12 protein-coding genes, 1 pseudogene and 1 other annotated feature are annotated in these 14375 nt (G+C 36.8%); of the genes and pseudogenes, 2 read left to right on the plus strand and 11 right to left on the minus strand.

The genetic code is table 11. The annotated features are described in order from the left end of the window. The first annotated feature begins 276 nt into the window (after positions 1-276). Positions 277-525 (plus strand): ferredoxin, encoded by a 249-nt coding sequence (locus BALCAV_RS00580; RefSeq protein WP_003322436.1) that lies wholly within the window; start codon positions 277-279, stop codon positions 523-525. Between the two features lie 174 nt (positions 526-699). On the opposite strand, the gene BALCAV_RS00585 is transcribed toward BALCAV_RS00580, so the two are convergent. The 3 genes from BALCAV_RS00585 to BALCAV_RS00595 all read right to left on the minus strand — a co-directional run bounded on the left by BALCAV_RS00585 (position 700) and on the right by BALCAV_RS00595 (position 3378). After that, complete coding sequence (locus BALCAV_RS00585; RefSeq protein WP_003320439.1) at positions 700-1431, minus strand: sulfite exporter TauE/SafE family protein; 732 nt, start codon at positions 1429-1431, stop codon at positions 700-702. Between the two features lie 86 nt (positions 1432-1517). After that, complete coding sequence (locus BALCAV_RS00590; RefSeq protein WP_003320440.1) at positions 1518-2222, minus strand: FadR/GntR family transcriptional regulator; 705 nt, start codon at positions 2220-2222, stop codon at positions 1518-1520. A 109-nt stretch (positions 2223-2331) separates the two neighbouring features. Next, positions 2332-3378, minus strand: a complete 1047-nt coding sequence (locus BALCAV_RS00595) for a M14 family metallopeptidase (RefSeq protein WP_003320441.1) — start codon at positions 3376-3378, stop codon at positions 2332-2334. Positions 3379-4423: 1045 nt separating this feature from the next. Then, positions 4424-4651 (plus strand) — a binding site (T-box leader). A 123-nt stretch (positions 4652-4774) separates the two neighbouring features. Between BALCAV_RS00595 and serA the strand changes: the two genes are divergently transcribed. Continuing rightward, a complete protein-coding gene (gene serA, locus BALCAV_RS00600; RefSeq protein WP_003324295.1) occupies positions 4775-6397 on the plus strand; it encodes a phosphoglycerate dehydrogenase in 1623 nt (540 codons plus the stop codon). A 143-nt stretch (positions 6398-6540) separates the two neighbouring features. Here the strand turns inward: serA and BALCAV_RS00605 are convergent, their stop codons facing one another. The 8 genes and pseudogenes from BALCAV_RS00605 to BALCAV_RS22610 all read right to left on the minus strand — a co-directional run. Continuing rightward, positions 6541-6933 carry a hypothetical protein gene (locus tag BALCAV_RS00605; RefSeq protein WP_003324296.1) on the minus strand — a complete coding sequence of 131 codons (393 nt, stop codon included), beginning with the start codon at positions 6931-6933 and terminating at the stop codon, positions 6541-6543. A 75-nt stretch (positions 6934-7008) separates the two neighbouring features. Beyond that, on the minus strand, positions 7009-8172 hold the full coding sequence (locus BALCAV_RS20985) for a M23 family metallopeptidase (RefSeq protein WP_003324297.1): 1164 nt from the start codon (positions 8170-8172) through the stop codon (positions 7009-7011). 99 nt (positions 8173-8271) lie between these two features. Next, positions 8272-9384 carry a Ger(x)C family spore germination protein gene (locus BALCAV_RS00615; protein ID WP_003324298.1) on the minus strand — a complete coding sequence of 371 codons (1113 nt, stop codon included), beginning with the start codon at positions 9382-9384 and terminating at the stop codon, positions 8272-8274. After that, positions 9365-10483: a GerAB/ArcD/ProY family transporter gene (locus BALCAV_RS00620; RefSeq protein ID WP_003324300.1), complete on the minus strand. Its 1119-nt coding sequence runs from the start codon at positions 10481-10483 to the stop codon at positions 9365-9367. Before BALCAV_RS00620 ends, BALCAV_RS00615 begins: the two co-directional genes overlap by 20 nt. Positions 10484-10625: 142 nt before the next feature. Continuing rightward, positions 10626-12124, minus strand: a pseudogene (locus BALCAV_RS23310) (spore germination protein). A gap of 163 nt (positions 12125-12287) precedes the next feature. Continuing rightward, entirely contained in the window at positions 12288-13226 is a 939-nt protein-coding gene (locus BALCAV_RS00630; RefSeq protein ID WP_003324809.1) for a VanW family protein, read from the minus strand. 219 nt (positions 13227-13445) lie between these two features. Then, a complete protein-coding gene (locus BALCAV_RS00635) occupies positions 13446-14030 on the minus strand; it encodes a cob(I)yrinic acid a,c-diamide adenosyltransferase (protein ID WP_003324810.1) in 585 nt (194 codons plus the stop codon). A 160-nt stretch (positions 14031-14190) separates the two neighbouring features. Continuing rightward, positions 14191-14375: hypothetical protein (locus tag BALCAV_RS22610; RefSeq protein ID WP_235213052.1), on the minus strand; the 185-nt coding region annotated here is incomplete at its 5' end.

Consider the following 14375-nt stretch of genomic DNA (forward strand, 5'->3'; position numbering starts at 1 on the left):
CTCCTAGTCATATGAACTTGCTCTTATTTTATCAAAGAAACCTGAGAAAAACGTCCTATTTTATAAAAAAATGTTGAAATTTCTTTCGACTTATTGAATGAGTTTTATGAGAATATTTTCTTTTGTGAGATCAAGCTGTTGAAAAGTTTTACATTTGGCTTTAAAATAGATGAAGACAAAAAAAACAGTCTACTTCAGAAGACATTGTACCTTAAGAAAATGTCATACCCTTTAGAGAGACTGATTATTGATAATTAAAATGGAGGGTTTTACCTAATGGCTAAATTTACAATTGTTGATCAAGATACATGCATCGCTTGTGGCGCATGTGGTGCTGCAGCCCCTGATATTTATGATTATGATGATGAGGGAATTGCTTTTGTTATATTGGATGATAACAAAGGGGTAACAGAAGTTCCAGATGAATTAGAAGAAGATATGATCGATGCTTTAGAAGGCTGTCCGACAGATTCAATTAAAGTAGCGGATGAGTCCTTTGAAGGTGACCCACTTAAATTTGAATAGGTAAACACTGGATGCGACTAGTCTAAATAAAAAAGGGATTGGGACAAAGCCAACCTCTGCTCTGAAAAGCCGGTGACATTTTACTCGTTGTAAAATGTCACCGGCTTTCATTATATGTATAGAACGGTAGTGGACGGCGATGACTGGTGTTCTACGTATCATCCTCTTTTTCAGTTAAGAAAAAAACATCAGATTAAGTGCGGAGCAAGCTACGATGATCATCGCCACATAACGAATCGTGTTCGCAGGTAGTTTTGAAAAGGAACGAATACCTAAACTTACTCCTAATAAAACAGCTACAAGTCCTACTGCAAAATAGACAAAAAAGGAAGAATGGAAATCACCGTTAAATCCATGAGCTGTAACCGTTAGTATACTTGTCACAAAAAATACAGCTTGTAAATTTGCATTGTATTTTAATTTATCTGCATACACCATTAAGAAATAAAAAACAAAAAAAGGACCACCAACAGCAAATACCCCTCCTACAAACCCACCAACTACTCCTAAAGTAACGGTTAAAATTTTCGAAGGCTGTTGATTTACCTTTTGAGGTTTTTTATTCAATAGCATATAGACCACCATAGCGAGTAGGACAAAGCCAAGCCAACTTTTTAATATATCAAGCTCTCCAAAGTTTGTTAACACAAAAAAACCACCGACTCTCCCCACAATCGCTGCCATTAATATAAGCATTAACCCTTTTAAATCTAATGCACGATAATGACTGATTAAAATACGTAACGTTAAAAAGACGGTTAAAGCCATGACTAATAAGGTACTATCTTTTAAAGTAAATAAATACGGCAACAATCCCATCGCAATCAAACCGAACCCAAAACCACTAACACCTTGAATAAAACTACCAACAAAAACAATCATAAAAATCATCAATAATTCAAACACTATCTTAATTCCTTTCTCATCTAAAGCTCCTTTAATTCTCTATATAAAAAAGGAAAGCAGACACTACTTCCTGCTTTCCAACTAATTTATTCCGAAAATAGGTTATTTTCTACACCGACGATATGATTCAGCATTTTTTCATATGCTAATTCTGGGTTTTGTTCTTTTATGGCTAAGTAAATTTCGTAATGCTCTTTATATAAAGAATGGAGCATTTCTTTATCACTATATAGAAACTTTTCTCGTGCTTCTTTCATGGCTGTTTTCATTGTTTCAGAAACGGTCTCAAGAAAATTTTTAAGCATTTCATTTTTGGTTGCATTCACAACACATTTATGGAATTTAATATCAGCTAATTCCCCTAACTTACCATCATCTAGATTTTGCTCCATCTCCGCTAGTACTTGTTCTAAAGAAATGATATCATCTTCAGTTCGTTTTGTTGCCGCAATTTTGGCAGCTCCGGTCTCTACCATTTTTCTAATTTCAAATAGTTCTCTTAAATCTTCTTTTCTCATCCATTCAACAGAAGGCAAAACGGCTTTGGCTAAATTATGATCGATCTCTTTAACAAAAGTCCCTTCACCTTGTTTAATTTCTATTAACCCAACAGCCTTTAAAGCACTTAACGCTTCACGAATCGCTGAGCGTCCTACTTGGTATTGTTCTGCTAACTGTGGAACAGAGGCCAGCCGTTCACCAGGTTTTAATTGTTCGTTTTTTATTTGTAATGTTAGTTGTTCTGCAATAATTTCATAGATCTTTTTTGGCTTTATATGACTCGTTGACATAATTCTCCTCCAAATAAATCGATATCGCGATAATCGATTCCCACTATCATTCCTCTCTTATTTTAGCCTTGAATGTCAATTGTAGCAAGAGTCTTCACCTATCATACCCTTAGAGGATCAATCCTTCTAATGCTAATAAAATATTATTGGACCATATTTCTGCAAAAGCGTCGTTTGGAAGTGGGTTCATTCCATTTCCTACTTCAATCGTAAAGCCCGGTCTACCCTTCTCTAGAATAAACCAATCCTTATAACCTCCGTCACTATCTGCTGTATGAATGGGTGTATATGAGCTAGCTAATGAGAGTTTCTCAACCATTTGTTCACTTTCAGGTGGTTCATAACCACGGTATCCCCAATAAATAACTTGCCCTTGCGAATGGAAGGCTAATACATAAGCAAACTCTTTTTGCATCGTCAATTCATAAACAGCAATCGCCTCTGGCTCTGTCAAAGGAGCTATTCCACTATAATGTCTTGACCACGGTTTTTGTGGGCTTTCCTTTGCTTCAATTTCCCAACCTGCTGGCCATTGGTGATTCAAGTCGACACCGCGAATATTGCTCGACCAATGCTCAAATCTTTTTTGTCCTTTATTTATTTCGTTAATCATTTTGTAATAAGGATGTTCCTCATATATGCCTTGCTCAACCAGTTCAATTCCATCAGGATTTACCATTGGTACGACTGTTAACGTCACTTCTTTTAACAACTGACTAACAGAATAATTATATAACCGCTTTTTCTTCTTATTTGCCTCTGCTAATGTAAACAAAAAATGAATAAGAAACTTTGACGTATGAGCCTCATTCGCATGCCATCCTCCTGAATAAAAGACTTCTTTTTCACCTGTACCAATTTCAAACTGATAAAGTGATTTTCCCATCACGGATCGACCACATTCCCCTACTTTTACACCTAAGTTCTCTAATTTCAAAACATCTTTTTCTAAATCAGAAGGTCCATATTCTGTTTCAAGGTGAAATGGATCGTGCTCATTCGTTTGGAACGGTGGAATCTTTAAAATTAAGCCAGGACGAAGATAACTTTTTTCATTCAAAATAGTTGGATTATTTAAGAGCAAATCAAATGGTCTTATTTGAAATGCTAATGCCACTTTTGAAATGGTATCCCCTTGTTTAACAACATAATTCATTCGACATTCCCCCTTCATTCATAAGTATGAATCGAATAAGAAATTAAGTAAAAGATTTCTAATTAACTCAACTTTCGCATCGAGAAAAACCGTTCAACTAGTTGGCAGAACGAATAGGAGCTCTTAAACAAATGCCTTTGACACGTTAGAAAAGCGAGAACGTACTTTCACACCAAACGGATAAACTGTGCATTAAGAAAAAATAGACAATGTACAATGCGCTTCGGCTATCGCTCCCAAAACCATACTCCGCGTCCTGTGGGAACCTGGCGAGCCTCCTCGGCAAGCCTTGCAGGGTCTCGCTCCACGGTTTATTCCCACGGGAGTCTCCGTATGATTTTGTCCGCTAAGTGTCGTGGAGATGCTTGATGATATCGCCATGCCCAAATCAGCTATTTCTAACGCAGAAGGACCTTCTTCTTTACTTTGTTAGTTATGAAAAGACATGATTCCAATCGAAACAAGCTCGCTAGTCTAGCTAACGTACAGAGTATCAACAGGGATTTGTTTACAACTGTAACGGACTGAGTCATTGAAGAAAAATCATTCTCAAGCTCTTGTACGTTGAAGTAATGACTATTTTTTATTCCATGAGGAACCCCGAACCTAGATTCGATTCTATTATCAAGCGGACAAACAGACACGGAGACTCCCGCAGGAATAAACCGTCCAATGAGACCCCGCAAGCGTGCTGAGGAGGCTCATGAGGTTCCTGCAGGACGCGGAGTGTCTGTTTGGGAGCGATAGCCGAAGGGTCTGAAACAAGTAGAACATAAATCACTCCCATGTCTGGTTTCTGTTTGGTAGCGACCACCCAAGCTCTTCATTTTAGTGCACAGTTTCCTTCAACAGCCTACTAAGAGATGTGTTCAAACTGTCAACGATTGAACCGTCCATGTAAAATCAATTTGAGTATTGTATCGCCCTAAAGTCAATCTCTATCAACGGTTAAGGGTCCATTATACGCTGCGAAAGTTGAGTAATTAAAAAATGCTAATTGACAGATCATTATTCATATGATAAATTATCTAACAATTAGCAATCATTAAAAACTTTGATGAAGAATGAAAAAATCGGTTCAATTGTAGAGAGCTAGTGGTCGGTGCAAACTAGTTTGAGCCATTTTGGATAGCCCTTCTGAGTTGATGTGTTGAATGCCTTTATAAGTAGGCACATCCGGATAATCCGTTATCTTTTGACTAAAGTAGTCTCTAAGATGCACAGCTGTGCATAAACGAGGGTGGTACCGCGGTTAATACCTTCCGCCCCTCACATACCGTGAGGGGCGGAAGTTTTTTTGTGTAACGCTTTCATTTTATTTTGTCTTTTCAGAAAAAAGAGAATTGACTATACCACAGCAAAGCGTTACAGTAAAATCAAAAAGGAGTGTAGAGAAATGAGTGATCAAGCAGTGGCTGAAAAAGTAAAAAAGGTGGAAACACAAACAAAATACCATATTTTAGTATCTGATTCCATGAGTGAAGAAGGTTTATTACCTTTATTAAAAAGTGATCGGGTTGAATGTGTCCAACAAAACGTCGACCATGTTTTAGATTTAACACCCTTTGATGCTCTACTCGTTCGAAGTGCAACTAAAGTAACAGGTGAATTACTCGATCAAATGCCAAACTTAAAAATTGTAGCCCGGGCAGGGGTTGGTGTCGATAATATTGATTTAGATGCGGCGACTAAACGCGGGGTTGTCGTTGTAAACGCTCCTGACGGAAATACAATCTCAACAGCTGAGCATACTTTTGCGATGATTTGCTCCTTGCTTCGAAAGATTCCCCAAGCGAATGCTTCGATCAAAAGTGGCAACTGGGACCGTAAATCATTCCAAGGCTCAGAACTACGTGGCAAAACACTTGGAATCGTTGGATTTGGCCGAATCGGAACTCAAATCGCCCAAAGAGCTAAGGCGTTTGAAATGCCTTTACTCGTCTTTGATCCTTTTTTAACAAAAGAACGGGCCGAAAAAATTGGCGTCACTAAAGCATCCTTAGATGAGTTATTAGAAAAAGCTGATATTATTACTGTCCATACCCCCTTAACAAAAGAAACAAAAGGACTTTTAGGAATGAAAAATATCGGCAAAACAAAACAAGGTGTCTTTTTAATCAACTGTGCTCGTGGTGGAATTATTGATGAACAGGCTCTCAAACATTATTTAGCGAACGGCCATATTGCCGGTGCTGCGTTAGATGTATTTGAAGAAGAACCGGCCACTGATCGAGAATTAATTGATTTTGAAAATGTCATTACAACACCGCATATTGCTGCTTCTACCGTAGAAGCACAACTAAATGTTGCTTCTCAAGTGTCAGAAGAAGTTTTGAATTTCTTAGAAGGTGAACCAGCAAAAAATTCAATTAACCTTCCAGCCTTATCAAAAGAAATATATATAAAGGTCAAACCTTTTTATGATTTATCGAAAAAAATGGGAACATTTCTTTCACAAGTCATGAAAACACCAGTAAAAGAAATTGAAGTGTTTTATAGTGGGACCGTCACTAATTTAGAAACAACAGTGACAACTCGAAGTTTAATTGCAGGCTTTTTGCAACCGCGTGTAGATGCTGCGGTTAATGATGTTAATGCCTCATTGATTGCCAAAGAAAGAGGGATTAGTTTTGGTGAAAAGCATGTAACAAAATCTTATGGTTATTCTAATTTGATCCATGCCATCGTTCATGGAGAAGATCGTCGTTTTGAGATTCAAGGTACGTATATAAAAGAGTACGGGGCAAGAATTGTCAATGTCAATGGGTTTAATGTTGATTTTGTACCGAACGGGCATATCCTTTATATTCAGCATAACGACCGTCCAGGTGTTATCGGCCGTATGGGACAGTTACTTGCTGAACATAATGTTAATATTGCGACGATGCAAGTAGGTCGTAAAGAAGAAGGCGGAGAAGCCATTATGATGCTCACTGTCGACAAGCCTGTAACAGATTCATTAATTGAAGCTTTAGCAAATATTGACGAAATTATATTTGCTAATAAAATCGAAGCGTAAAGATGGGAATAAGTACCCCAGCCTATCGACATCGTCTCATTTCCAGAGACGGTCGACAGGCTTTTTTTGCATGGAAGAGAGCAACAGCGATAAACGACGAGACTCTATTCCAAAAATAGAAGCAAATTGTTTTGTCCTTTTGTTTACCCCCAAATATATTGAAATAAAAGTTCCAATTGTTCCTCTTTCCTTCTTTGTAAATAAACAAGTCCTTTTTCCGTCACTTGTATATATTCTCGTTTTCCTTCAACAAAACCCTCTTTAAAAGCCACATTTAAATAAAACTCATACAATAATCGAAATTCACGCTCATTAATATGATTTTTTGTTTCATAACCAAATGCTCGATTATGTGAACGCCAAAAGCGTGGATGAATTTCCTTTTCATTAATAAGACGAATCGTTTTATGTCTTTTAATTTTCTTCAACATAAACAGAAAACCATCAATTAAGTCAATTTGAGTACCGGATAAATCCGTTTGCTCATTCAATAATTTTAATAAAGTTGTGCTCACAAACGATTGATCCCTATCCATAGTCATTCTCCATGTCAAATATTTAGTTCTATTCTACCATAGAACGACTATATTCTACATAGTACAACATTTCATTCAGAATTTTCCGCCATGCAATAACAACTTCAAACCTGGATGTATAACGTCCCCTTCTAATTGGTTGAACTCCTTTAAGTCAGAAACAGAAAGGTGATACTCCTTGGCAAGCTGATATAAATTTTCTCCTTGCTTGACAATATGGCTTGGCTCTTCTTCTAGTTGCTCATGAACAATAATCGTCTCACCAATTTGCAGTAAATCGCTAGTCCGCTCATTCCATTCTTTAATTTCTTCAACGCTTACATGATATTTAGTCGCAATCGCCCATAAGGTATCATCTTTTTCGATCACGATTTCATGAGTGAATTGTAATGGTTCTGATGTGGTTTGTTCATCATCCGTTAATACGCTCGCCTCTCTTTCCATTCCTAAATTAGCAGACTGACTTTCACTAGCAGTCTTACTAACTCCCTCGTTTTTCTCTGTTTTTAGTTCTTCTAATTGAGCGTTTATTTTTTCTAAAACTGAAGCCACTGTTTCTTCGACCATTGCCATTGCATCCGTATAGTCTTCTTTTTCTAACTCAATTTCTAAATTTTCCTTTTCATCTTCTACCTCCCTCTCTTCCTCCAATAAATCTTCATCAATATAACGACTCATCGTTTGGATCGCTTGGTCATCCATATAATCCAAAGCCGCATATAAAGAAGAAGGTTCGTTAGACAAAAAGATGAGTGGGTCAATAGAAGCTGATTTTTCAATATTCCATTCACCCTGGTGCATTTCAAAATGAAGGTGATTCCCATGAGAACGACCTGTATTCCCAACTGTTCCAATCAATTGTTTAGCTTGTACGATTTGTCCCTCCTCTACATCACGTTGATGCAAATGAGCATAGACTGTCTCGATATCACTTTCTTCATGTTTAATAAAAACCACATTTCCATAGGAATCAGAATAATACGATTTTGTAACTACCCCTTCTTCTATCGAAATGACAGGCGTTCCTTCTGGAGCTGCAATATCAAGCCCAAAATGTCTCCCACCTCTTGAACCATATGTATCTGTTATCTCTCCAATTGTTGGCCAAACAAAACTTTCTTGCCATTTTTCTATAAAAGGACTATCAGCCTTTGCTGTTTGATTAGTCCCTAAAAATAAAATTCCTATAAATAAAGCGATCGACAAAGCGATAACAATTCTTTTCATTAAATCAAGCATAAAAGCCTCCTTTAAATATCCATGCCGTTTTAGTCCCTTCTTTCGTTAATTCATGAGACTAACACTACCCTATGACAGCATGACCCATTTTATGCTTGATTATTCAACGGCACCTGTTTGAGTTATTTCCACCTCTGCTTTGACATCAAATTGCACTGTACGATAAATAGAATTGCTCCAGACATCAGGATCCCATTTTCTCGTATGACTTCTATACAATTCACCGACACCAACCGGGTCAATATTAAGTTCCTGACATAATAAAAGAAGCTCTTTAGTGTTCGATTCGATCGTTTTAGCAATCGAATTTTCTATGATTTCTCTATCCTTTGCTTCACGTAAATTCACATCTCCGCCCGTATCATAGATAACCGATTCTAACTTTATCGTATAGGTTACATGCGGATATCCCTTGCTTTTATCTAACATTGAATTAAGTTTACTTTTGATAACTTCTATAACAACCGGTGTTTCTTGATCAATGCCCTCTATATGAAACAGATGAAAGTTATGTTTAGAACGCTTTCTCATTAATTTTAAATAAAAACTTTGCTCTAAGGTTAATTTGGTCTTCAGTTCATCACGATCAAACAAAGCTAGCCCTGTTATTTCCACATCCTTTTCCCCTATTTTTTTTATAATCGGTAACGCCGGATCTCTTGCATCGCTATACATACTAAATAGAAATTCATGTAGATTTGCTCTTGGAACTTGTCCATTCTCTTGATTTTGCTCAAGAAGGTCGGGAATATAGACACCCGTTTTCTCTCCCGTTCCTACCTCAGCATTTAAAATATCAGATGCTTCATCTTCTTCAACAACAGCCATTAAAATACGATTACCTACAGTTGGATCTTTATACAAAGGTAAAACATAAGGCTCTAACCCTTTATTTGCTAACTCTTCTCCAAATAACGCCACACGTAACTGTCCCGTTACTAATGGTTTTTGTGAACGATTACTCAAGTCGTTTATAACGGCACGAGGTGTCTCCCCTTCCCCTTGCAACGCTTCTTGTTTTAAGGACTGTTCAGATACTTGCTCAGTGAATGTTGGATAACTAACCGTTACTTTCACTAAATTCTCTTCAGAACCGATATCATAACCAATAGCCCTGATAATAGACAGTTCATCAATAACTTCAGAATCAACATTACAGCTTGTTAAAATAAACAAACAGACAACGATAACACTACATACCAGCCGTTTCATTTGTATCTCCCTTCTTAAACTTGTAAACAATTGTTTGTAAGAGCACTAAAAAAGGAATATAAACAAAGGCAAAATAAAAACCAATTTGATTAAAAACACTTGCTATTGCATCAATAGCTGATCGGGTCGGAATTAAAGCAGCACCTCCACATAGCAAAATGACAATGACAATGAGAACATGACGCTGATTTAAACTAAAGACCCGTTTGACTAAACGGCTCCCTGCCCAAATCGCTAAGGCAATATTTGGAGCGACCACAATCATCCAGACAGTTATGCCAATGTATTCAAACCTCTCCAAAAAGGGAAACTCGATTACTTTAAACAACGTTAATAAAGCCCAAATCGTTTTATTAATTTGTTCTTCACTATAAAAAAATAAACAAATGAGCGTAATGTATGTATATAATAGCGTTGTAAATGCTGCCCCTAACTGTGTCCATTTTTGGCTCAACTCTTTATGTTTTAAAAAAGGGAAATAGACAAGTAATAATTCAAAGCCACTATAACTAAACGTGGCGACCTTTGCTCCTTCAATCACCTCTAATACACTATGTTTCCAAACCGGAACGATGTTATTATATTGAGCAAATTCTAATGTCATCAAAAATAAAGGGTAAATCGGCAACGTGATAAGGATACTTAAAAAGGCCAAACCAACGACTGTTCGAAAGCCTCCTGAAACAACATAATAAAAAAAGGGAATCGACAGTAAAGCAAAACACCAATTCTGTAAATCTTCAAATACCCAAACCTGGACAATTTCAATATAGGTTCTTAATATAATTAACGCTAAAAATAAAAGAAAAGTAGCAATGAGCAAACTAAGAAACCCACCGATCCATTTTCCGAATAACTCTTGATGAACTTTGATAATATCTCCATCTGCTCTTTTTAAGATAATATACATACAAGCGATACTAAAATTCACTAATACGCCAGCAAGAATGACCGAAATCCAAGCATCATATCCTGTTTCTTTAACGATCTCACTTTGAAAGCTTAAGACGCCAACTCCTACTTGCATAGCATGGATAATAAAAAAGGACAAAAAAGGTGAAATCAAATATTTTTCTTTTATTACTTTCTCTCCACTCATTGTTTCGCTCCTTTTTTTAAAAAGCGCAGCCTGTTCGCTCAAAAGCGAGAAAAAATAAGAACAACTAATGAAGACGCTTTTTGTCTTCACTCAGATGGGCGATTTTTCTCGAACTTCTAACAGGTGTAGCTAGATTTATCAATTAACTACTCATCAATATCATGTTTTTTATTTGCTTCAAAAAAATTAAACCTTTTTTCTTTTGGGCCCTTAAATAAACCGGCCTTGATGACATCCAGCTAAAAGGCAAGCGAATAAAAGCATCTTTCCAATCAGCGAATCTCGGCGGATAAATCGGTGATAAATAAGGGCGGCCAAGCGATTGCAAATGTAATAAATGAACAATCGTAAAAAGCAATGCAGCACCAATTCCAATTAAGCCAAACCAAGCGGACATAAGCAAAAATGGAAAGCGAATAATTCTAATCGTATTACCAATTTGATAAATAGGCGTTGTAAACGAAGCTAATGCGGCTAAAGCCACGATAATTAACAGGATATTACTCGTTAATCCAGCCTCAACGGAAGCCTGTCCAATTACAATACCGCCAACGATCCCAATCGTTTGTCCTACCTTTGTTGGTAACCTCGCCCCGGCCTCTCTTAATAATTCAATTGTTAATTCTAAAAATACCGCTTCAATAATAGGTGGAAAGGGGATCATAATTCTTGACCCGATTATCGGCCCTAATAAATCTTTTGGAATTAATTCATAATGATAAGTTAAAACCGCAACATAAATTGGTGAAGCTAATGTCGAAAAGGTTACAGCAAAAAAGCGTAATAACCTAGTGAAGGAGGCAACTTGCCAACCTAAATAATAATCTTCTAAAGATGAAAAGAATTCAACTAAAGTCGTTGGGCCAAACACAACCTCAGGAGAACCATCCGCTATAAAAGCCACTTTCCCTTCTGCTAAAACCGCTGCTACACGTTCTGGCCTTTCCGTGTTGACAAATTGTGGAAAAACAGATAATGAGTCATCTGAAATCATCTGGGCAATACTGCCAGAATCAATGATTTGGTCAAAATCAATCGCCTCTAGTCGTTGTTGCATCGTCCGTAAATTCTCTACATCAACAATACCTTCCACATATAATATAGCTATTTTCGTTTTTGTTAATTTGCCTAAGACTAATTTTTTGTTTTTAATTCACCTATTGGTAGACGTTTTCGAATTAAGCTTAAGTTTGTATCTAACGCTTCAATAAATGATTCTTGTGGTCCTGTTACACTAAATTCAACTTCAGGCTGTGAAATTTCTCGATCAGAGGCGATACTTACTTCAAATAGAGCATATTGTTTTGGACTTGTTAAACTTTCGAGTAATAATTGCCCTCTCATTAATGCTTCTTTAGCATGATAACCTTTTGTCACCATTTCTTTTTTATTTATTGGAATAGAGTTTATCACTATAGCTAAATCATTTGATTCAGCTTTATTCAAATAAGGGAGAAAATCCCTTATAACTCGATCTGGATCAATTAAAGTACTAAAATAAGAAATCCTATACTCATGTTGATTTATTTGATGGTGGAATTGCACAAAATCATCGGAGGATTTTAAACTATTAACGACATCATCAATGGATTCTGTCTTTTCGTTATACTTAATCTTTTCTTTCATCCATCTTAATAACATTAGTCTCCCTCCAATTTAAACATTCTAATCCTCTCAGTTAGTATGATTTTCATGAAAAGGAATTATACAACTTATTATGACCGGTCTACTTTTTTTATTTAAAAAAGCTAAGCAATGAGAAGGGAGTTCTCATTGCTTAGCTTCATACTAATAAAAGATCTTTTTATAAATGATTTTCTTCATTTGTTAAAACCTGAACAGTAATTGAACCATTTTCAACTACTGTTTTTAATATGACTGGATAGGGATATGGATTTTTAAATTTAAAATCAGGCCCTCCCCATGAAACGGTTGCGTCTCGTCCTGGTGGTACATATCCAATTTCCCTTGAATGAGTGTATCGTTCGACAATTTCTAAACCGGCATCATCAATGGCATTGAATAAAGTCGATGATGTTTGGCATATCCCACCACCTATCCCCATTACAAATTCTTGATTAACAATTTCCATTGCTTCTTGATACCCTCTATCTACTGTTCGTTCACCAACCACTAAATTAAAAGAAAACGAATCACCTGGACCTAATATAACACGGTCGATCGCCTCGGCTGATAACTCAATATTTACCGTTCGCCCACTTACATTCGCATCAAAATACGTTTTATATTCCCCGATTACTAATTCATCAATTCCAATCACATCTTCTTCTTTTACATTTGGCTCCGTCACATAGATGGGCATTTGTAATTCCTCATGACCTCTCTCCAGATCCATAATTAGCTCTACTAATTCTTTTTCCGATAAAATCACTCTATTTTGGCCTGGAATAATGGTGCCATCTTCTGCTAAACTAGCATTTTGTAAAGGTGTATCAATCGATTGTGCAAATGTGCTTGCAAGATCTTCTAACTGTTCTTGATTAAGAGCTTGATTCCGGTTGTTCATATAACCATAATCATTTAGATTAATCTTATGTTGCTCATTATTATAAGTATCAAATAAAACAAGTTCCCAAATAACGTCCTTTTTTTCGATATGATTAGTCGGTACGCTGCTCGGATGAAGAGCGACCACAAATGAGCTTATCTCTTCCTGCTCCTGCACCCCATTCGTACAACCAACTAGTAATAAAAATGATGATAAAACAATTGTTTTCTTCAAAATGACTCCCCTCCATTTATAACCACAGAGCATTATATGAAAACAACGTAAGTCTAATGCAAAAAAGGAAGAAGAAAAAAAAACGGTGAAGTTTCACAAATAAGTGAAATTTCACCGTTTTTATTAAAAGGATAGTGGATAGCCATGTGTGGAGCTTTATTTACTGCTCCCTAAAATCACGCCCTGTGTCAATTGTCCTTTAAGCTGAAGTGGTTTATTTCAATGTTCCTCTCTTTTGGTTTCTCGAAAAACGATTGCACTTCTTTCATACTCGACATCCTGGATAGCTAAACGAGCGTTAACCGCTCGTGCCACTACGAAGAAAAAGTCCGACAAACGATTCATATACTTAAATACTAACGGATGAATGTCTTCTTGTTTTTGTAAGGAAGCGATCTGCCTTTCCGCTCTTCTTGTAATCGTTCGACAAATATGAATAAGAGCAGCTAATTCTGAACCTCCAGGCAAAATAAATTTTTGTAATGGTGGAGCTTCCTCCATATATTGATCAATTTTCACTTCTAATTGGTCAATCATTTCTTGTTTTGTTTTATACGGAGGTTCTTTATCTTTTTTGACAATCGCTAAATCACCCCCACAATCAAAAAGTTCATGTTGAATGATCAAAAAATCAGCACGAATATCAGCTAATAAAGGTGCTTCCATTTTTGCCACCGCTAATGATACGAACGCATTTAGTTCATCAATCGTTCCATATGCCTCAATTCGAATATCATCTTTATCAACACGTCCACCAATCACACCCGTTTTTCCTTCATCACCAGTTCTCGTATAAAGTCTCATCAAATACCTCCCTTAGTATAAAGCGTAGTCCGTTTGCTCAGAAGCGAGAAAAAATACAGGGCCAACGTTAAAGTCGCTCTTTGACTTTATAAGGTGGACCGATTTTTCTCGAGCTTCTAACGGACGCAGCTAGATTAAGTATAAAGCGAAGCCTGTTCGCTCAGAAGCGAGAAAAAATTAGGGGCGGCTGATGAAGACGCTCTTTGTCTTCACTCAGACGAACCGATTTTTCTCGAGCTTCTAACAGGCGTAGCTGGATTAAGTATAAAGCGTAGCCTGTTTGCCCAGAAGCGAGAAAAAATAAGAACAGCTGATGAAGACGCTCTTTGTCTTCACTCAGACGAA

The organism is Alkalihalobacillus alcalophilus ATCC 27647 = CGMCC 1.3604, from assembly GCF_000292245.2.
Taxonomy (GTDB): domain Bacteria; phylum Bacillota; class Bacilli; order Bacillales; family Bacillaceae_D; genus Alkalihalobacillus; species Alkalihalobacillus alcalophilus.